Here is a 19468-nt window from a genome sequence, read left to right as displayed (position 1 = left end):
CCTATTACGCAACGCTGTTGCTAAATTTTTTCGGTGATCGAGTTGAGTAGAGGTCGACGGTTGGCGGCGCTTGCCGCCCTGGCCCTGGGCGGCGTTGCGGTCGGCCTGACCGAGTTCGTGGCGATGGGGCTGCTGCCCGACATCGCCCGCGGTCTGCTCCCGCAGGAGTACGCGCGGTCGTCGTCGGACGCTGTCGCCCAGGCGGGCTGGATGATCACCGCGTACGCGCTCGGCGTGGTCGTCGGCGCGCCGTTGATCGCCGCGTTGAGCGCGCGCCTGCCCCGCAAGAAGCTCGTCCTCGGGCTGCTCGTGCTGTTCGCCGTCGGCACCGTCGCATCCGCGATCGCCCCCACCTTCGACCTGGTGCTGGTGGCCCGGTTCGCGGCGGCGCTGCCGCACGGCGCGTACTTCGGTGCGGCAGGTCTGCTCGCGGCGACCCTGATGGGTCCCGGTAACGAGGCCCGTGGTTTCGCCACGGTGCTCGGCGGTCTGACAGTGAGCAACCTGGTCGGCGTACCTCTCATCACCCGGCTCGGGCAGGCCGCCGACTGGCGGGTCGCGTACCTGGTCATCGCCGGCTTCTTCGTGCTCACCCTGCTGGCGGTGCTGGCGGTCGTGCCGGAGGTCGCCGCGGCTGTCGACGGCTCGCCGGCCGCCGAGTTGCGGGCGCTGCGGACCTCGCAGGTCTGGCTGGTCGCGGCGACCGGCGCGGTCGGGTTCGCCGGGTTCTTCGCGGTGAACACCTACATCGCTCCGGTCACCACCGACGTCACCGGTCTCTCCGCCGCGACGGTGCCGTGGGCGTTGGTCGCCGTGGGTCTCGGGATGACTGTCGGCAACGCCCTGGGTGGCTGGCTGGCGGACCGTGACCTCCAGCGGAGCACGCTCATCGGCTTCGTGGCGATGATCGTCAGCATCGCCGTGTTCAGTCTCGTGGCGTCGTCACCCGTCGGCCTGTTCGTGGGCGCGTTCCTGGTCGGTGCGACGAGCCTCTACCTCGGCCCGGTGCTGCAAGCGCGCCTCATCACCGTCGCCCCGGGAGCGCAGCTGATGGGTGCGGCGCTCAACCAGTCGGCGATGAACATCGCGAACAGCCTGGGTGCCGCCCTGGGCAGCGTCGCCATCGCCGCCGGCCTCGGTTATCTCGCGCCGGCCCGGGTGGGCGTGGCGCTGGCGATCGTCGGGTTGATCCTGGGACTGGTCAGCTTCGCCGTCGCGCGACGGACGCGCGACCGGGTTCCGGCCACCGTCTGACCGGGTGAGCGGCCCGGCCACCGTCTCGAAGCCAGGTGGCCGGGCCGCCCACGAGACGCGGTCAGAAGTCGTCGACGCCCACCGTCACCCGGTCGGTGCTCGACCTCCAGTTCGGCACGTTGATCACCTCGTAGCCGCCTCCGCGTTGGCCCACGGTGATCCGGACCAGGCCGGGGTGCTTCGGCGTAGCCGGGATGAAGACGTCCATGCCGGTGATGAAGGTCTGGCTGAAGAACTCCGGCAACGGGGCCGTCAGGTCAGTGACGCCGTCGCTGCCGTCGTCGAAGGCGAAGATGCCGATCGTCCTCTTGGCCCGCGGTGTGTTCGCCGCGTTCAGCACGTCCCTGCCGTTGATCCAGAGGTGGTCGCCGGCGTCACCCTGGTCGCCCCACCACTCCTTCTGGCGTTGGATCGTGAGCGCCGTGTGCCGGTCGCTGGTGTCGACGAGAGCGCTGAGACCCTCGCCCGGCGCGCTGGTGGCGAGGCGGACGAACGAGTCCGAGCGGAGGAACGGCTGGAAGTAGAAGTGGTGGGTGGCGGCGCCGGAGCGCACGATGGCGAACTCGTAGCGGGCCGTAGCGAGCACCGGGAGGGGTCCGAACGAGCCGTCGCCGGCGAGCGGCAACCGGTACGCGGGCCGCTGTGACAGCCGGTTTCCGGTCAGCGGGCCGACCGGCCAGACCTCGAGGGTCGCACCTGTGACACCGACGTTGCTCGGAAAGAGCACGGCGCGGCCCGAGACCCGGGCGGTGCCGAACAGTTGGGGCACGATCCGCGTCGTGTGCGGCGCGCGGCCCCGGAGAAACCCGAAGATCTCGCCGAACGACTCGGCCGACGACACGGTCTGGGTGTGCGACTGGTCCGGCAGGTGCACGTTCGTCGCGCCGACGATGCTGCGGGCCGGGTCGCCCTCGCCCCAGATGGCGAGCGTGGGCACACCACCGGGCGGGGAGGTCGCGGTGCGCCCGTCCAGGTTGACGTAGTGCGCCACCCGGGCGGCACGCTCCGGAGAACTGCTGAGATAGCCCTGGGTGACGAAGGTGCCCAGCGAGTGTGCGAGCAGGTCCACCCGGTCCGCGCCGGTGGCCGCCAGCAGTCGGGCGATCCGTGCGTCGAGCCCCGCGTACACCTGCTGCAGGATCGCCGCGATGTTCGGGGAGTCGTACTCGTGGGCTTCGATGATGTCGATCGGGTACCCGTTGCTGGCCAGCCGCTTGGCCTGGGACTCGAACTGCGCCGCCGAGCCGGCGCTGCCGTGCACGAAGATCACCGGACGGTACGTCGGTGTGGCCGAGGCTTCGGCGGCGTGTGGGACGGCGACGGCGGACAGGCTGGCCGCGAGGGCGACCCCGACCAGCACGGAGAGCATTCTCCGGCGAGATGTGTGCATCGATCCTCCACCTGGACGACGAAGTATTTGCACTACTAGCGCAAGTATCGTGTCAGGGTGCGGCGCGATGGTCCACACCTTCCGGTCAGGTGACCTTCGAGGCGAGCAGGTCGCCGACGGCGGCCCGGACCGGATCGGGGTTCGACCAGCTCCAGTTCGGGTGCGCGCGGTTGGTGAGCAGTGCCAGGACGAGTTTGCGGTCCGGCGCGACGAGCAGCGAGGGGCCGGCGAACCCGGTGTGGCCGAAGGTCCGGGCCGAGGCGAGCCTCCCCATGAACCAGCTTTGGTTGAGGACGACCCCGAGGCCGTGCGCCGAGGTCCGGTTGGGTCGCTCGGGGTCGATGGCGGGTTTGCCGGCGTTGTGGTTGGTGAGCATCCGACGGACTGTCGCCGCGGCCAGGATCCGCTTGCCCTGGTAGGTGCCCTCGTCGAGGAGCAGCTGACCGATCGCCGCGAGATCGGCGGCGGAGGCGAAGATGCCGGCGTGGCCGGCGATGCCGCCGAGGTGGTTGGCGACGTCGTCGTGGACGGTGCCCCGCAGCAGGCCCCGGGACGAGCGGGCGTCGGTGGCGACCAGCCGGCTGGCCTTCGAGGAGGTGGACATCCAACTGCTGGCGTTGAAGCCGGTGTCGCGCAGACCGAGCGGGCTGGTGAGGTTGGTCCGGAGCGCCTGGTCCAGTCGTTGGCCGGTGACCTTCTCGACGATCTTGCCGGCGACCATGAGCCCGACACTGGAGTAGCGGAACGTGGTGCCCGGCACCGCACCGGAGACCAGCGGCGTCGTGAGCACCGCGTTCCACCGGGCCGCGTTGTCGGGCAGCCCGGTGACCTTCGCGCCGACGGGGAGGCCGCTGGTGTGGGTGAGCAGCATCTCGACGGTGATCTGCTCCTTGCCCGTGCCGGTGAACGCGGGCAGATAGTCACGCACCGGAGCGCCGAGGTCGACCTGCCCCTTGTCGACCTGCTGCAACAGCAGGATGGCCGTGTAGACCTTGGTGACCGAGGCGAGGTCGAAGATGGAGTCCGGGCGCATCGCCACGCGCTGGCCCGCCGCCAGCAACTTCGGGCCCGCGCCGTAGCGCAGCGCCTCGCCGACGGCGGTGTGCACGGTCATCTTGCCGTCCACCAGGACGAGAGCGACAGCCCCGGGGAAACCCTTGTGCTGGAAGGTCTGCGGTGTGGCGGGCAGGTGTCGCCGGAGCAGGGCGGTCACGTCCTGCGCGTAGGCAGCCTGACCCGCCGGCGTGGTGCCGCCGCTCGGGCGGACCGGGGCGCCGGGCACGGCTGACGGCGACCTGAGGTTCCCCGCCGAACCGAAGCCGACCCGGTTGCCGGCGGCGTCCGTCCCGGTCACCGCGTCGCCGGAACCGGCCGAGCCGGGGCCCGACGCGCCATTGTCGCCGCAGCCGGTGAGGGTGGAAGTCGCGGCGGCCAGTCCGGCCCCGAGCAGAGTACGACGCGCAACCGGCATGCCGGAGATGGTGACAGCCGACCGGCGGGCACGCCACCTGACCGGTCCGAACGTCGAGCCCGTCCGGCCCATCGGTCAACAGGTGGTCATCTGGCGGACACACGCGGTCGACGTTCAGGCGGTTGTGCGACGATCGGCGGGCATCATGTCGAACGGCCCGTCCACCCGGTGTGTTCGCAAACGGTAGCGGACAGTGACCGGGGGTGGGCACACACACCTCGTTACCCCCTTGGAGAGCACGATGTCCCTCTCCCCGTCCCGGGTCTTCGCAGAGCTGAACGCGGCTCGACCCCCTGACCAGCCGTCCCCGACGATCGAAACGGCCGTTGTGGTCGGCGGCAGCGTCGCCGGTCTGCTGGCCGCCCGGGTGCTGTCCGACCACGCCGACACAGTCGTCATCGTCGACCGCGACGATCCGCAGGTGGCCGGCGCGCGTCCCGGCGTACCCCAGGGCACTCAGCTGCACGCGTTGCTGCCCGGCGGCCTCTTCCAGCTGGAGCGGCTGTTCCCCGGTTTCCGTGACGAGGCACTGGCCCGCGGCGCGATCGAGGCGCCGCCCACGGCCCGGCGCAACTACCTCGACGGCCGCCTCAAGGTCGTCGTCCCCGACGACGCCGACAGCCTGGCGGGCAGTCGGCCACTGCTGGAGGGCCTGATCCGCCAGCAGGTGCTGCGACTGCCCAACGTCAAGACCCTCACCGCCCGCGCCACCGGCCTCGTCTTCGACGGCACCGCCGTCACCGGGGTCCGCTGCGAGGTCGGCGCAGTGCCCGGTGTCGAGAGGGCCGACCTCGTGGTGGACGCCATGGGGCGCTCCAGCAAACTGTCCGACTGGCTGGCGCAGGCCGGCTGGGAACGGCCCGTCACCCGCCGGATGACAGTGCACCTCAACTACGCGACCGCCCTGTTCCGTCGCCCGGAGGTCACCCCCGCCTCGACTGTGGTGCTGGCACTGAACACCGCCAAAACGGCGACGGACGTGGCCGGGGCCGCGTTCTTTGCCATCGAGGACGGTCAGTGGATGGCGATGATGGCCGGTTACGGCAACGACCGCCCCGGGCGCACCGCGACGGACTTCGTCCGCCGCCTGCGGGAGCAGTTCCCCCCGGAGTTCGGCGAGGTCGCCGACCAGGAGATGATCGGTGACGTCCAGACCTACCACCACGCCGACAGCCGGCGCCGGGACTTCCACGCGCTCACGCGGTTCCCGGCCGGCCTGATCAGCGTCGGCGACGCCGTCGCGTCGTTCAACCCGGTGTACGGGCAGGGCATGACGGCGGCGGCCCTGCACGCGGCCTGCCTGTCGACGTACCTCCGGTCCGGCCCGGACCTGCGGGCGCCCGCGCGCCACTACCTCGCGCTCCAGAAGGTAGTTGTCGACGCCGCCTGGTCGCTGTCGACCTCGGCGGACCTTGCGTTGCCCCACGTCGACGGGCCCTACCCGCGCGGCTACCGGCTCTCCACGTGGGCCAGCGGGCAGATCATCGCGGCGACAGTCACGGACGTGACGACCGCGCGGCGGTTCAACGACGTGGTCTCCATGCGCGAGCACCCGCGCTCACTGGCCCGGCCGGGCGTGCTCCTGGGCGCCCTGCGCGCCAACCGGCGCGCACGCTGAACGGCTGACAGGGCCGACCCGGCGGCCTCGTCGCGAGGCCGCCGGGAACGCCCTAGCGGGGAAGCTTGCGCAGGATGTCGACCACGAAGCGGTGGTCGTCCAGCTGCGGCAGCCCGGAGACACCGACCCAGCCCACCACACCGGTGCCGCGTACGCGCAGGGGCACCGCGCCCCCGGCCGCCGCGTAGCGCGAGGCCGGCAGGCCGAACCTGTCGGCCAGCGTCACCTGCTTGTCCTGGCACAGCCGGGCCATGTACAGCGAGGAGTGCTCGAACCGCATCACCACCCGCCCCTTGCGGCGCAGCCACGCGTCGTTGTCCGCAGTCGACCCCGGCAGACCACAGTGGAACAACTGGCGTCCGGCCCGCCACACCCCCACCGAGACCGGCAGCCGCTGCTCGGTCGCGGCGGCGACGGCACGCATCCCCAGCTCGTACGCGTCGGTCTCGGACAGGCCCGGAAGCTCCAGCTCGTCCTCCTCGCGCAGCAGCTCGTCGAGCGTCGGCCACGATCCACTGTCAGCTGACATGTGTCTTCTCCTCATGGTGTGGGCGATGATCTCGCCCTCCGGGGCGAACCTCTCGCCGTGCGGGGTGAACCTCTCGCCGTGCGGGCCGAACCTGCCGCCCGTGCGGGGCGGTCACCAGGCGCAGGGGGCGTAGTCCTTCAGGAAACAGCCGTACAGGTCCTCGCCCAGCTCGCCGCGGACGATCGGGTCGTACACCCGGGCCGCACCGTCGACCAGGTCCAGGGGGGCGTGGAAGCCCTCGTCGGCCAGCCGCATCTTCGTCGGGTGCGGCCGTTCGTCGGTGATCCAGCCGGTGTCGACGCTCGTCATCAGGATGCCGTCGGTGAGCATCTCCTCGGCGCTGGTACGGGTCAGCATGTTCAGCGCCGCCTTGGCCATGTTCGTGTGTGGGTGCCCCGGCCCCTTGTAACCGCGGCCGAACTGACCCTCCATGGCCGACACGTTCACCACGTACTTGCGGCGGGCCGCCGCGGCGGCCATCACCGGACGCAGTCGGCTGACCAGCACGAACGGCGCGGTGACGTTGCACAGCTGCACTTCGAGCAGCTCGACCGGGTCCACCTCCTGCACCCGCTGGACCCAACTGTTCACCGAGTCGAGGTCGGGCACGAGGCCCCCGGCGTCGATGGCGGTGGACGCCGCGATCCGTTCCGGCGAGGCGGAGCCGCTGGTGAGGGCCAGCGCGGTGAGCGCGTGCGGGGTGAGCGCCGTCGACTGTGATCCGGCGGTGAGGCTTCCCGCTGGGGCGCCCTGCCCACCCGGCTTGGCGAACGTGATCAGCTCCGGCAGTGGGCCGTCCGGCAGGGCCGCCGCCTCCGCTGCGACGAGCTGCGCGTACGCCCCGGGGGAGCGGCGGACGGTCTGCGCCGCGTTGTTGATCAGGATGTCCAGCGGGCCCTGGCTGCCGACGTCGTCCGCGAGAGCGATCACCTGGGCCGGGTCGCGCAGGTCGATCCCGACGATGCGCAGCCGGTGCAACCAGTCCGCGCTGTCGGGCATCGCCGCGAACCGGCGGACCGCGTCGTGCGGGAACCGCGTCGTCACCGTGGTGTGGGCGCCGTCGCGCAGCAGGCGCAACGCGATGTACATGCCGATCTTGGCCCGGCCGCCGGTGAGCAGCGCGCGCCGGCCGGTCAGGTCGGTACGGGCGTCGCGGCGCTCCCGGTTGAGGGCGGCGCAGGACGGGCAGAGCTGGTGGTAGAAGGCGTCCACCTCGCGGTAGCGCTGCTTGCAGACGTAGCAGCCACGGGGGTTGTGCAGGAAGCCCGCCGTCTCGCCCGCCGCCGACGAGGCGAGCGGGATGCCCTGCGTCTCGTCGTCGATCCGCCCCGGAGCACCGGTGGCGGTGGCCTCGGTCACCGCCCGGTCGGCGGCGAGGATGGCGTCCCGCCGCTCCTCCCGCCGCCGCTGCTTGATCACCTTGTAGAGCCGGGCGGTGGCCCGTTGCACCTGCACCACGTCGGGGTGGTCGGAGGGCAGCGCCTCCAACGCCTCGAAGACGCTGAGGCAGGCCTCCAGCCGGCTTCGGTCAATGCCCTCTTGACCGTTTTCGGTAATGTTGTCCACCGTCATGCGTCGTTGTCTCGTCCCGTATCCCGTGCCGGCTCCCGCCGGTCCGCCCCAAGTCCGACCCGAAACGGTACGCGCCCTCCGGGCTCCGACGCACCTCGCGGCCGCCCCGGTGTGGCGCGAGTCGGGGCGCTGTCAGTCCGCGTCGACGTGACCGAGACGCCAGTAGCCCATGAAGGCCACCGCCCGCCGGTCCAGACCCCGCTCGGCGACCAGGTGTCGGCGCAGGGTACGGATCACGCCCGCCTCGCCGGCCAGCCACGCGGAGAGCGGCACCGACGCCACCTCATCGGGCACCTCCCAGAGGATCTCGGTGTCCACGTCCACGGCCACGTCGACGTCCGGCACGGTCTGGGCGGCTGCCGATGCGCCGGGGGCCAGCAGTTCCCCGGCCGCGGCGCGGACGGCGGGCACCAGTCGGCTGCCGTGACCGTCGGCGCCCCGCGCCAGCCAGCGGACCTCGACGCCGGGAGGCGTCACCAGCGGCAACACGTCGGCGGCGTCGGGCACCTCCAGCACGACGGTGCCCCGGGCGTCGAGGGGGAGCCGCTCGCAGATGCCGCTGATCGCCGGCACGGCGGTCTCGTCCCCGGCCAGCAGCAGGGCGCCGCCGGTCGACTGTCGAAACTCGATCCCGCCGTGGTTGCCGTCGAAGCCGGCGTCCGGCCCGACCAGGGCGATCTCGTCGCCGACGGTGGCCCGCCGAGCCCAGCGCGTCGCCGGACCACTGTCGCCGTGCAGCACCAGGTCGACGTCGACCTCGGCCAGGTGTGGTCGGACCGCCCGGACCGTGTAGGTACGGATCGGGTTGCGCAGGTGCTCCGGCAGGGCCCGCCACGTCGCGTACCAGTCCGGGCCGTCCGGCAGGCTCGCCCCGCGCTGACCGGACAGCGGCAGCGCCAGTTTGATCCGCTGGTCGTACCCGTTGTCGGCGAAGCGGTCGAGGTCAGCCCCGGTGAAGGTCACCCGGGTGAACGACGGGCTGAGCCGGCGTACCGCGCGGACGGTGACGGCGAACACGCGCCACGGGGCGATGGGCAGGGTCTCGGTCATGGTGCCTCTCTCGGCTCGGGCCGGCGTCTACCGGGTGGTGCTCGCCACGGCGCGGGACCGCCACAGCAACCAGACGAAGTACGGGGTGCCGATCATGGCGGTGACCAGGCCGGCGGGGATCTGGGCCGGAGCGATGACCGTCCGTCCGAGGGTGTCGGCGATGCTGACCAGCGCCGCGCCGAGCAGGGCGGCCACCGGGAGCACCCTCGAGTGCCGCCCACCGACGAGCGCCCGCGCGGCGTGCGGGGCGACCAGGCCGACGAAGCCGATGACCCCGACTGCCGAGACGGCGGTGGAGGTGAGCAGCGCCGCCGCGCCGAGTGCGACCAACCGGGTGCGTTCCAGCCGGACGCCCAGCACCCGGGGGGTGTCGTCGTCCAGTGCCATCAGGTCGAGTTCCCGGCGGGCGGCGACCACTGCCGGGGTCAGCACCAGCAGGGCGATCAGCACCGGCAGCACCTGGGTGGGCATCCGGCCGTAGGTGGAGCCGGACAGCCAGGTCAACGCCTTCCCGGTGTTCCACGGGTCGAAGGCGACGACCAGGTAGGTGATGACAGCCATGCCGCCCTGCCAGGCGCCGAAGCCGATCAGCACCAGCCGGTCGGAGCTCAGCCCGCCGCGCCAGGCCAGGCCGTAGACCAGGGCGAACGCCACCATCGCGCCGAGCCCGGCGACGCCGGACACGGCCCACACCCCGGCCAGCGGCACGAACGTGAGCAGGGAGACGGCGCCGAGTCCGGCGCCGGCGGTGATGCCGAGGATGCCGGGTTCGGCGAGCGGATTGCGGCAGACCGCCTGCACTGTGGTGCCGGCGACCGCGAGCGCCGCGCCGGCCAGGACCGCCGCGGCGACGCGCGGCCACCGCTGGTCCAGCACGAAGGTGTACGCGGGCCCGGTGCTGCCGTTGACCCAGTTGACGACGTCACCGAGCAGCACCCAGGTGTCACCGGCGAGCATGCCGACCGCCACGGCGCAGACGGTCAGCACGGCGGTGGCGGCGACGATGCCCCGGTGGAAGGCGGCGGAGCGGACGGCCGCGTGCCCGCCGGGCGGACGACGGGTGGGGCCCGCGTCGCGGTGTCGGCGCGCCAGCCAGATGAGGATCGCCGCGCCGAGCAGCGTGGTGACCACACCGGTGGGGATGTCGACGCCGGCCTGCCCGCCCATCACGGCCCGCAGCAGCACGTCGGAGCCGAGGACGATGATGACCCCGGCGATGCCTGACAACGGCAGCAGGACGCGGTGCCGGTGCACCCCCGGCACCACCGGGGCGAGCAGCCGGACGATCACCGGGGCGCACAGGCCGACGAAGCCGACCGGCCCGGTGAGGGTGACGGCCGCGGCGGAGAGCAGCACGGAGAGGACCATGACGGTGAGCCGGGTGCGCCGTACGTCGAGGCCGAGCACCGTGGCGGTGTCGTCGCCGAGGGCGAGGATGTCGAGGCGGTGCCCGAGCAGCACGAGCACGACGGCGGCGCCGACGATCACCGGCGCGAGCTGGGTGAGCGCGGTCAGGTCGCTCTGCACCAGCGAGCCGTTCCCCCAGGCGAACAGCCCGATGGTGGCCTGCTCGAACAGGAGGAGCAGCAGGGTGGTCACCGACCCGAGCGCCAGCGCGGTCGCCGAGCCGGCGAGGATCAGCCGGGTGGTGCCGGCCTGCCCACCGGAGGACATCGCCATCACCAGGCCGGCGGCGGCCAGCCCGCCGCCGAAGGCGAGGCCACCGGCGGGCAGCGCGGGCAGCGAGACGCCGAACGCGGCGACGGCGACGATGGCCAGGTGGGCTCCCGCGTTGACAGCGAGGGTGTCCGGGGAGGCGAGCGGGTTGCGGGCGATCGACTGCAACGCCGCGCCGGCGAACCCGAGTGCCACGCCGATGGCCAGCCCGGCGAGCAGCCGGGGCAGCCGGGAGGCGATGAGGACGCGGGCCGCCTCGTCGTCGGCGCCGGTATCGAGCCGCAGCAGGTCGAGGGCGCCGACGTTCGACGTGCCCTGGGTGAGGTGCACCGCGCCGACGACCAGCAGCAGCAGGATCGCGGCGACGAAGACACCGGCGAGGCGGGGTACGGCGGGGCGTCCGCCCGGAGCCGGCCGGGTGGCCGGCTCCGGGCGTGGGGGTGCGTTCAGCACGCTCACACCGTGTACGTCTTGACGAGTTCGTCGATGTACTGCTTGCCGGAGAGCGGACCGCCGAAGGTCCAGACGCCGTTGGGCATCTTGTGCAGGTTGCCCTGCCGCACGAAGGGCAGTGACTTCCAGATGGCGTTGGCGGCGAGACCGTCGGCGAACACGTCGTCGCCGTCGGAGGCGTTGTAGAAGAGGTGCGTGTTGGGGTCCTTGAGGACCGTCATGCCCTCGACGTCGGTCTGGCCGAGGCCCCACGCCTCGTCGGTTTTGCCGGTCCAGGCGTTGGTGAGACCGAGCTGGATGCCGATCTGGGACACCAGCGCGCCGGTGCCGAACATCCGGATGCTGACGGTGCTGCCTTCCTTCCAACCGTCGGCGATGGCGAACGGACGGCCGGCGGCGCCCGCGTCGGCGATCTTCTTCCGGCCGTCGGCGAGGGCCGCGTCGAAGTCGGCGAGCAGCTTCTCCGCCTCGGTGGTCTTGCCGACCGCCTTCGCGATCATGGTGAGGTCGTTGCGCATCCGGCCGAGGTTGTCGGTGGCGTCAGTGCCCTTGGCGACCACGACGGGCACGAACTTTTCGAGCTGGCTGACCATGTTGGCGCCCCGGTCGTCCTCCATCACGACGAGGTCGGGTTGGAGGGCGACGATCGAGTCGACGCTGGGCTCGCCGCGCGTGCCGACGTCCTTGACGCCCGGGTCGAGCTTCGCGGAGGTGACCCAGGTGCCGTAGCCCTTCGGGTCGGCGACACCGACGGGCATGACGCCGAGGCTGACAAGCATCTCGACCTCGCCCCACTCCAGCCCGACGACCTTCGTGGCCGGCGCCTTGAGGGTGATCTGCTTGCCCCGGCTGTCGGTGAGGGTGACCGGGCCGCTGGCCGCCGAGGCGGAGGTCTCGGGGGAGGCGGTGTCCTCGGTGGTGCCGCAGGCGCCGAGCGTCAGCGCGGCCACGACGGCGAGAAGGGCTGTGAAACGGGTACGGGTCATGACGGTCTTTCTCTGCTGGGGATGAGGGGTGTTCAGACCAGGGCGCGGGTCTGGTGCCGCCCGACGGGGCGGGTGGTGACCAGTCCGCTGACCGGATCGGTGGTCACTTCGATGCGGATCCCGTAGGTCTCGGTGAGGGCGTTCTCGGTGAACACCGTTGCCGGAGTGCCGGTGGCGCGGACGCGGCCCTGGTGCAACAGGACCACCTCGTCCGCCACGGCGGCTGCCTGGTTGAGGTCGTGCAGCACGACGCCGACGGCGACGCCGTGATCGTCCGCGAGGTCACGGACCAGGTCGAGGATCTCCACCTGGTAGCGCAGGTCGAGGAACGTGGTGGGCTCGTCGAGGAGCAGGACCGGAGTGTCCTGGGCGAGGCAGGTGGCCAACCAGACCCGCTGCAACTCGCCCCCGGAGAGTTCGTCGACGGGACGGTCGGCCATCGCGGCGACGCCTGTGACGTCCATGGCGCTGGCGATGGCGGTAGGGCCCTCCGGGTCCTCCGTACGCCAGCGTCCCCGGTAGGGATGGCGGCCGTAGCCGACGACGTCGCGGACGGTGACCCCGCTGGGCACCGGCCGGCTCTGGGCGAGCAGGGTGACCCGCCGGGCGAACTCCCGGGCCGGGAGGCTGGCGGCCGTGACACCGTCGGCGAGGTGCACGGTGCCGGCCTCGATCGGGTGCAGTCGGGCCAGGGCCCGCAGCAGCGTGGACTTGCCGCTGCCGTTGGGCCCCACGAGTGCCGTCACGGCACCGGCGCGGAGGTTGATGACCGCGCCGTGCACCACCGGCACGCCGTGGTAGCCCAGACGGAGGTCGACGCCGGACAGGCTGTGCTCCCCGTTGACCGACGCCAACTCGTTCTGCATGAGGTTAGGCTAACCTAACCCGATCGCGCCTTGTCAAGCCGGTCGCGACCCGTTGCCGACGTGGAGGACCGGTGGTCGTCGGGCCCGAGCGCGCGTGGGGGATGCTGGGTCCGTGCAGATCGCCACCCTCGGCCCACTCGCCGTCGACGGCCAACCCGTTCGGGGTGAACGGCTGGCGGCGGTGCTCCGCGCGCTCGTCGACGCGCGGGGTCGGGCGGTCTCCGTGAACCTGATCGTGGACGCCGTCTGGGACGGCGCACCACCCGACGACGCGACCGGCGCCGTCCAGGCACTCGTGTCCCGGGTACGCCGTCTCGGGTTGCCGGTGGTCGCGGTGCCGGGCGGATACCGGCTGCCCGCCGAGGAGATCACCGTCGACGCGGTCGAGGCGCGGGCCCTCGTCGACCGGGCGCGTACCGTGCTCGGATGCGGTGACCTCCGGGCCGCCCGCGGCCTGGCCGACCAGGCTCGGGCGCTGTTCCCCGAGGTGCCGGAGCTGGCCGGCGCCGACGACGCCCGGCTGTTCGCTGACGTCGCCGCGCTGCGCGCGCAGGCGGCACTCGCCGGCGTGGGCCCGTTCGACGAGGTCGACCTGGGCCGGCTCGTCGCGCGCACACCGCCGGACGAGCCGTCTGCCGCCCTGCTCGTCCGGGTGCTGGCCGCGCAGGGGCGGGAGGCCGAGGCGCTGGAGGTGGTCGAGCGGTTGCGCGCCGACCTGGCCGACCGGTACGGCACCGACCCGTCACCGGTGATCACGGCCGTCCACCTGGCGTTGCTGCGCGGTGAACTGAGCGCCCCGCCGGTCGCGCCGCCGCCCCGGCAGTCGGCCCGGATCACGCTGCCCGCCGCGTGGCGTCGTCCGATGGCCACCCTCGTCGGGCGGGAGCGGGACGTCGAAGCCATCACCGTCGCGCTCGTCGAGACACCCGTCGTGACGATCGTGGCGACCGGCGGGGCGGGCAAGACCCGGCTCGCCGCCGAGGTGGCGAGGCGCACCGCGGCGGCCGGGCGGGCGGTCCGCGTGATCGAACTGGCCGGCCTCCGCTCACCCGACGAGGTGCTGCCCACTGTGCTCTCCGCGCTCGGCGGTGCGGACACCACGGCCACCGGCGGCAACCTGGGTCTGGAACGGCGGGTCCTCAACCCCGAGGAGCGGCTGCGCGCCGTCGCGCCGGACCTCGACGGGCTGGTGGTGCTCGACAACTGCGAGCACGTGCTCGACGCGGTCGCCGTCGTCGTCGCGGACCTGGTCGCGGCGGCCCCGCCGGAGGTCGCGGTGCTCGCCACGAGCCGCGCCCCACTGGGCCTGGTCGGAGAGCTGGTGCACCGGCTCACCGCGTTGCCGGACGCCGACGCCCTCGCGGTCGTCGAGTCCCGGGCACGGGCCGGCGGTGCCGTGCCGACCTGGGACACCGAGCGGGCGCTCGTCCTGTGCCACCGGCTCGACAACCTGCCGTTGGCCCTCGAACTGGCCGCCGCGCGACTGCGGCACATGCCGATCGACGACGTACTCGCCGGGCTGACCGACCGGTTCGCGCTGCTCGACGACGCGTTGCGGGGCCTGCCGGAACGCCACGCGAGCCTGTGGGCGCTCGTCGACTGGAGCAGGGAACTGCTCACCGAGGACGACCGCGACCTGCTGCAGCGGGTCGCGGTCATCCCCGCGCCGTTCACCGCGGACCTCGCCGCCGCCGTCGCGCAGGCCCGGGACGTCCGTCGCGGCCTGGCGACCCTCGTCGAACAGTCCCTGTTGACAATGGTCGAGGGGGACGGTCCGCCCCGCTACCGGATGCTCGAAACGGTCCGCGAGTACGGCGAGGCCCGGCTGGACGCGGCCGGTGACCGGGAACAGGCGATGGCCGGCCTGGTCAGCTGGGCGCGGGAGCAGTCGGTCACCCTCGCCAGCCGTTTCATCGGCCCCGGTCAGGTAGCGGCGCTGCACCGTTGCGCCGCCGAGCAGGACAACCTGGTCGCGGGCCTGCGATGGGCGTTGGCAGCGGACGACGAGCCGACCGCTGTCGACATCGCCACCGCGCTGTTCCACCTCTGGTCGGTGCGGGGCCTGCACCTCGAGGTCCTCGCCTGGGCGCGTGGGCTCCTGCACGTCGACGAGCCGCAGCGACGGCTGCGATCGGCCGTCCTGCGCGGTGCTGCCAGCGGCCGGCCCCTGCCCAACGCCGACCGGCTGGCCTGGATGTGCGTGGTGATAAGCGTGAACGCCGGCATCACCGCCGACCTGCGGCCAGCGGTGCTCGCCCGGCAGGCGCTGCGGACGCTGCTCGCCGAACGCGCCGACCGGGTGTCGCCCCGGCTGGCGGTCCTCGCGTCGGCGCTCCCCGGCTTCGACATGTCCGACCTGGACCAGAACCTGAAGACCGCGACCGAGATGATCGCCCACCCGGACCCGTACGTGCAGGGGCTCGGGCTGTTCGCCCGCGCGGCCGTACGGGAGAACGGTGGCCTGCCGGAGGCGTCCATCGGCGACGCCGAGCAGGCGTACCACCGTTTCGAGGCCGCCGGCGACCACTGGGGCATGGCGATGGCCGCTGGTGCGGTCGGGCAGTTCCTGGTCCCGGGCGGGGACGCCCGGTCGGCCGAATGGCTGACGCGCAGCGTGCAGCACATGGAGTTGATCGGCGCCGCGCAGGACGCCCGGTCGATCCGCGTCCGTCTGGACGTGCAACTGGCTCTCGACGGCGACGCCGAGGCGGAACGGCGACTGGGTGAGACGGCCGCACTCGGCCAGGCCGAGGAGGTGGACTCCGCCCAGGCGTTGCTCGGCCTGGCCCGCCTCGCCTGGCAGCGGGAGCGTTACGACGAGGTGCTCGCCTTCGCCGACGAGGTGACCCACATCCTCGCCCGCTGGGCGGGGCCGCTGCCGCAGCCGCGCGTGATGCTCCGGACCACAGCGGCGGTCCTCTACCTGCGGGTGGCGCAGATTCGGCGGGTGTCGGGGAGCCAGGTCGCCGCCCAGGCCGCGGCGATGCTGTCGCTCGTTCGCGACGACGCCCTCGCCTCCCGGGACCTGCCGGTGATCGGGGCGTGGGCGTCGGGCGGCGCGGAGCTCGCGGCGTACCGGGAAGACGACGCCGCCGCCCGCGAACTGTCCGCACTCGCCAGGCGGATCGGCACCCAGATGGAGATGTTCTTCCCGGCCGAGAACGGCGAACGGCTCAACGCCATCCTCGGCGACGAGGAGCAGCGCGAGCCGTTGCTGGCCGTGTGGCGGGCGCGTCCGGCCGCGGCGGCCGTCACCCGGATCCGCGAGCTGATGGACGACCTGCTCGGCTGACTCAGATCTTCTTGCGGTACGCCCGCAGCGCCAGCGGCATGAACACCGCCACGAAGCCGGCGCACCAGGCGAGCGTCCACCACACGTGGTCGCCGAGCGGGGTGCCGAGGAACAGTCCACGTACCGACGCCACCAGGTGGGTCATCGGGTTGACGTTGACGAACGCCTGCATCCAGCCCGGCAGCGTGTTGGCGCCGACGAACACGTTCGACGCGAAGCTCAGCGGCATGATCAGCGCGAACATCACCCCCTGCACGGCGCCCGGCGTCCGCACCTTCATCGACACGAGCACCGGCAGCCAGCTCAGGCAGAGCGCGAACAGCACCGCGAGCAGACACCCGGCGATCGCCCGGAACGGGTCGGTGTCGATCCGAAAACCCATCACGTAGCCGATCGCGAGGGTCGACACGGTGACGATGACGTACCTGACGACGTCGCCGAGGACCGCGCCGACAAGTGGTGCGGAACGGGGGATCGGCAACGACCGGAACCTGTCGAAGATGCCCTTGGCGATGTCGGTGTTGAGGTTGACACCGATCGCGATGGCACCCGTCGCGATCGTCTGCGCCAGGATGCCGGGCAGCAGGAACTGCAGGTAGTCGTGGGTCGAACCGGCGACCGCGCCGCCGAAGACGTACACGAAGATGATGAGGAACAGCACCGGTTGCAGGGTGACGTCGATGAGTGCCTCGGGCGTACGCCAGGTCTTGATGAGGCTGCGCTTCGCGAGCGCCAACGAGTGCCGGACCAGCCGGAACGGCCGCGGGTTCGGGGCCGGGTTCGACAGCGCGCGACTTCTCGTCGGCGCTGTGTCGGTCAGAGTGCTCATACCGCGACCTCCAGGGGGCGGGTGGTGTCGTCTTCGGACGCCGAACGCCCGGTGAGGGTGAAGAACACCTCGTCGAGGCTCGGCAGGTGCAGGGAGAGTTCGGTGACCGAGATCCCGGCCGCGGCGAACCGCGCGACGCTCTCGGTCAGGGCCGCGTCGTCGGTGACCGGCACCGCGAGTACGCCCTTGCGGATCTCGTCGGCCTGCGCGCCGGAGCCGACCTGGGTCAGGATCTCGGCGGTACGGGGCAGGTGCGCCGGGTCGGACGGGCGGACCTCGAGGGTCTGCCCACCGACCACCCGCTTGAGCCCTTCGGGGGTGTCGTGGGCGATGACCCGGCCGTGGTCGATCACCGTGATCGCGTCGGCGAGCGCGTCGGCCTCCTCCAGGTACTGGGTGGTGAGCAGCACCGTCGAGCCGTTGTTGACAAGTGAGCGGACCACGTCCCACATGTCCTCGCGCTTGGCCGGGTCGAGCCCGGTCGTCGGCTCGTCCAGGAAGATCACGTCCGGGGAGCCGACGAGGCTGGCGGCCAGGTCCAGCCGTCGTCGCATACCCCCGGAGTAGGTCTTCGCCGGACGGTTCGCGGCATCGGTCAGGTCGAACCAGTCGAGCAGTTCGGCGGCCCGCCGTCGCGCGCCGGTACGCCCCAGCTCCAGCAGGGTGCCGAACAGTTCCAGGTTCTGCCGCCCGGTCAGGTCCTCGTCGACCGAGGCGTACTGGCCGGTGAGGCCGATGCTCTGCCGCACGCGCTCGGCGTCCCGCACCACGTCGAAACCGCTGATTCGGGCGGTTCCGCCGTCCGGGGTGAGCAGGGTGGAGAGGATGCGGACGGCGGTGGTCTTACCCGCGCCGTTGGGGCCGAGCACCCCGAGCACCGTCCCGCGGGGTACGGCGAGGTCCACGCCCTGCAGCGCCCTCGTCTTCCCGAATGTCTTCACGAGGCCCTCGGCCTCGATCACCAGGTCAGCTGTCATGCGCCAAGTCTGCGCGGGCCCGCTGACACCGCCCTGACACGCCACCGACACCCACCGACACGTGCTGACATGCGGGAGCGCGCGCATCCACACCGATGGTCGGCGTCACGATATGCTGGCCACGGCAGAGCGCCTGCCAGCGCCCGATGTGGTGGCCCACGCCCGACCGCATGCCCGGGGCCAAGAGTCTCCGACTCCGCGCGCCGATCTGTCGACCCCCGGTGTGCCGGTCACGCCGGCTGTTCGGTTCAGTGCGTGGGGCTGCACCGGAGGCGTCATGTCTGATTCCACCCCCCGACGGACCCCGGCCCCGGGACGCGCCCGCAAGCGCGCCATCCGGGAGCACGCCGCCCGGGCCGGCGTCGCCTACTCGGAGGCCGCCCGGCAACTCGAGTCGGTCGGCCTCCGACCCGGCGAAACCCTCTCCGGGTACGGGCGGACGATCTATCCGATCGGGTTCGATCCGCATCGCCAACTGCTCGTTGAACGTCGTGAGCGGCGGTCGTTCGAGGAACGGGTGTCGGACACCAGGCGGGCCGCTCTCCTGCCGCAGGGCCGCGCGCGGCACCTCGTCGAGCGGTTCCCGCCCAGCCGTGGGCGTACCGGCAGCGGGGTCGGTCCGCTCTATCACGGCGAAGGCCGCGAGGAACTGCTCGCGATGCTGTACATCGTGATCGTGGCCGAGTCGCCAGGGCTGCTGCCCGAGGTGGGGGACCTCGCCTGGATCGCGGAACTCGGCGAGGACACCGCGCTCGACACGGCCTGCGCCGACGTCGACCGGGAGGCCCGCCGCCTGCTCGACCAGGAACCACTGTCCCTCTGGTCGCGCATCCAGCAGGCGTTGACAGTTGCCGAACGCGGTGTCGACGGGCAGGTCCGCCAGGAGGCGACCCGGCAGACCGCGCTGTTGCGCACGATGATGACCCCGCGTCTGGGATACGCGGGCGACCCGTACGTTCCCGGGCTTCCCATCACCGGTGCCCGGCAGATCCTCGACGCGCTGCTCATCGTCGCCGACGACGGACACGCACCGGGCACCCGGGTACGCCTGCTCAGGCCGCCCCACCAGGCGAGGTCGGCCACGATCATCGGCGCCCGCTGGGGTCGGTCCGGTCCACCGGTGGGCTATCTCGTGTGGCTCGACGGGGCCACGGCGCTGCTGTCGGCTCGCCCCGACGACCTGATCGTTCTGGCCAACCAGGAGATCGCTCCGCGCTGAGCGTGACCACGTGGTGCGCCGCACCACCTCGTCGATCATGGAGTTGTGCTGGGCCGCAAAAGCCTCGAACAGCCACAACTAAGGCACCAGAACTCCATGATCCATGAGACTGCCCGGTCCCCGTGCCGCGATCTTGCACTCTCCGCCCCGACATAATGGTCATTCCACGTCTATCGCCAACCGAAAGTGCAAGATCGGCGGGGTGGGGGGGTGGGGGTGCCGGAGTTCGACGCCTCGACACCGATGCTCACGCCCATTTCGCCGGCCTGCTCCGCCACCGGGGCC

Annotated in this window: 14 protein-coding genes; 4 read left to right on the top strand and 10 right to left on the bottom strand. The window is 72.2% G+C overall.

Going from position 1 to position 19468, the window contains the following annotated elements; all coding sequences use genetic code 11:
- Positions 1–33 precede the first annotated feature (33 nt).
- Entirely contained in the window at positions 34–1254 is a 1221-nt protein-coding gene (locus ABZ406_RS28305) for an MFS transporter (protein ID WP_357767969.1), read from the top strand.
- Between the two features lie 61 nt (positions 1255–1315).
- On the opposite strand, the gene ABZ406_RS28300 is transcribed toward ABZ406_RS28305, so the two are convergent.
- Both ABZ406_RS28300 and ABZ406_RS28295 read right to left on the bottom strand, forming a co-directional pair.
- Positions 1316–2644 (bottom strand): alpha/beta fold hydrolase, encoded by a 1329-nt coding sequence (locus ABZ406_RS28300; protein ID WP_357767966.1) that lies wholly within the window; start codon positions 2642–2644, stop codon positions 1316–1318.
- An 85-nt stretch (positions 2645–2729) separates the two neighbouring features.
- Positions 2730–4115: a serine hydrolase domain-containing protein gene (locus ABZ406_RS28295; protein WP_357767963.1), complete on the bottom strand. Its 1386-nt coding sequence runs from the start codon at positions 4113–4115 to the stop codon at positions 2730–2732.
- Between the two features lie 241 nt (positions 4116–4356).
- On the opposite strand from ABZ406_RS28295, the gene ABZ406_RS28290 reads away from it, so the two are divergent.
- Positions 4357–5733 (top strand): FAD-dependent oxidoreductase, encoded by a 1377-nt coding sequence (locus ABZ406_RS28290; RefSeq protein WP_357767960.1) that lies wholly within the window; start codon positions 4357–4359, stop codon positions 5731–5733.
- Between the two features lie 52 nt (positions 5734–5785).
- Here the strand turns inward: ABZ406_RS28290 and ABZ406_RS28285 are convergent, their stop codons facing one another.
- The 6 genes from ABZ406_RS28285 to ABZ406_RS28260 all read right to left on the bottom strand — a co-directional run bounded on the left by ABZ406_RS28285 (position 5786) and on the right by ABZ406_RS28260 (position 12866).
- On the bottom strand, positions 5786–6262 hold the full coding sequence (locus tag ABZ406_RS28285) for a heme-degrading domain-containing protein (RefSeq protein ID WP_357767957.1): 477 nt from the start codon (positions 6260–6262) through the stop codon (positions 5786–5788).
- A gap of 111 nt (positions 6263–6373) precedes the next feature.
- Complete coding sequence (locus ABZ406_RS28280) at positions 6374–7834, bottom strand: SDR family NAD(P)-dependent oxidoreductase (protein ID WP_357767954.1); 1461 nt, start codon at positions 7832–7834, stop codon at positions 6374–6376.
- Between the two features lie 132 nt (positions 7835–7966).
- The gene (locus tag ABZ406_RS28275; RefSeq protein WP_357767951.1) at positions 7967–8884 is read right to left on the bottom strand and encodes a siderophore-interacting protein; all 918 of its coding nucleotides are present in this window, start codon (positions 8882–8884) and stop codon (positions 7967–7969) included.
- A gap of 27 nt (positions 8885–8911) precedes the next feature.
- Entirely contained in the window at positions 8912–11011 is a 2100-nt protein-coding gene (locus ABZ406_RS28270) for an iron ABC transporter permease (protein WP_357768077.1), read from the bottom strand.
- Positions 11012–11016: 5 nt separating this feature from the next.
- Positions 11017–12000: an iron-siderophore ABC transporter substrate-binding protein gene (locus tag ABZ406_RS28265; protein ID WP_357767948.1), complete on the bottom strand. Its 984-nt coding sequence runs from the start codon at positions 11998–12000 to the stop codon at positions 11017–11019.
- 32 nt (positions 12001–12032) lie between these two features.
- Complete coding sequence (locus ABZ406_RS28260) at positions 12033–12866, bottom strand: ABC transporter ATP-binding protein (RefSeq protein ID WP_357767945.1); 834 nt, start codon at positions 12864–12866, stop codon at positions 12033–12035.
- A gap of 112 nt (positions 12867–12978) precedes the next feature.
- On the opposite strand from ABZ406_RS28260, the gene ABZ406_RS28255 reads away from it, so the two are divergent.
- Positions 12979–16158, top strand: coding sequence for a BTAD domain-containing putative transcriptional regulator (locus tag ABZ406_RS28255; protein WP_357767942.1), 3180 nt, complete (start codon positions 12979–12981; stop codon positions 16156–16158).
- A gap of 1 nt (position 16159) precedes the next feature.
- Here the strand turns inward: ABZ406_RS28255 and ABZ406_RS28250 are convergent, their stop codons facing one another.
- Both ABZ406_RS28250 and ABZ406_RS28245 read right to left on the bottom strand, forming a co-directional pair.
- On the bottom strand, positions 16160–16987 hold the full coding sequence (locus tag ABZ406_RS28250; RefSeq protein WP_357767939.1) for an ABC transporter permease: 828 nt from the start codon (positions 16985–16987) through the stop codon (positions 16160–16162).
- Positions 16984–17964, bottom strand: coding sequence for an ATP-binding cassette domain-containing protein (locus ABZ406_RS28245; protein WP_357767936.1), 981 nt, complete (start codon positions 17962–17964; stop codon positions 16984–16986). The genes ABZ406_RS28250 and ABZ406_RS28245 overlap by 4 nt, the downstream gene beginning before the upstream one ends.
- Positions 17965–18241: 277 nt before the next feature.
- Between ABZ406_RS28245 and ABZ406_RS28240 the strand changes: the two genes are divergently transcribed.
- Positions 18242–19183 carry a hypothetical protein gene (locus ABZ406_RS28240; protein WP_357767933.1) on the top strand — a complete coding sequence of 314 codons (942 nt, stop codon included), beginning with the start codon at positions 18242–18244 and terminating at the stop codon, positions 19181–19183.
- Positions 19184–19468: the final 285 nt, after the last annotated feature.

Origin of the sequence: Micromonospora sp. NPDC005710, assembly GCF_040630995.1 — a bacterium.
GTDB lineage: Bacteria > Actinomycetota > Actinomycetes > Mycobacteriales > Micromonosporaceae > Micromonospora.
This window is presented reverse-complemented; position numbering and strand designations above follow the sequence as displayed.

Bases quoted from the DNA above. Each gene is read 5' to 3' on its own strand.
- ABZ406_RS28300 (WP_357767966.1), bottom strand. From the start codon at position 2,644: ATGCACACATCTCGCCGGAGAATGCTCTCCGTGCTGGTCGGGGTCGCC.
- ABZ406_RS28295 (WP_357767963.1), bottom strand. From the start codon at position 4,115: ATGCCGGTTGCGCGTCGTACTCTGCTCGGGGCCGGACTGGCCGCCGCG.
- ABZ406_RS28290 (WP_357767960.1), top strand. From the start codon at position 4,357: ATGTCCCTCTCCCCGTCCCGGGTCTTCGCAGAGCTGAACGCGGCTCGA.
- ABZ406_RS28285 (WP_357767957.1), bottom strand. From the start codon at position 6,262: ATGTCAGCTGACAGTGGATCGTGGCCGACGCTCGACGAGCTGCTGCGC.
- ABZ406_RS28280 (WP_357767954.1), bottom strand. From the start codon at position 7,834: ATGACGGTGGACAACATTACCGAAAACGGTCAAGAGGGCATTGACCGA.
- ABZ406_RS28275 (WP_357767951.1), bottom strand. From the start codon at position 8,884: ATGACCGAGACCCTGCCCATCGCCCCGTGGCGCGTGTTCGCCGTCACC.
- ABZ406_RS28265 (WP_357767948.1), bottom strand. From the start codon at position 12,000: ATGACCCGTACCCGTTTCACAGCCCTTCTCGCCGTCGTGGCCGCGCTG.
- ABZ406_RS28260 (WP_357767945.1), bottom strand. From the start codon at position 12,866: ATGCAGAACGAGTTGGCGTCGGTCAACGGGGAGCACAGCCTGTCCGGC.
- ABZ406_RS28250 (WP_357767939.1), bottom strand. From the start codon at position 16,987: ATGAGCACTCTGACCGACACAGCGCCGACGAGAAGTCGCGCGCTGTCG.
- ABZ406_RS28245 (WP_357767936.1), bottom strand. From the start codon at position 17,964: ATGACAGCTGACCTGGTGATCGAGGCCGAGGGCCTCGTGAAGACATTC.
- ABZ406_RS28240 (WP_357767933.1), top strand. From the start codon at position 18,242: ATGTCTGATTCCACCCCCCGACGGACCCCGGCCCCGGGACGCGCCCGC.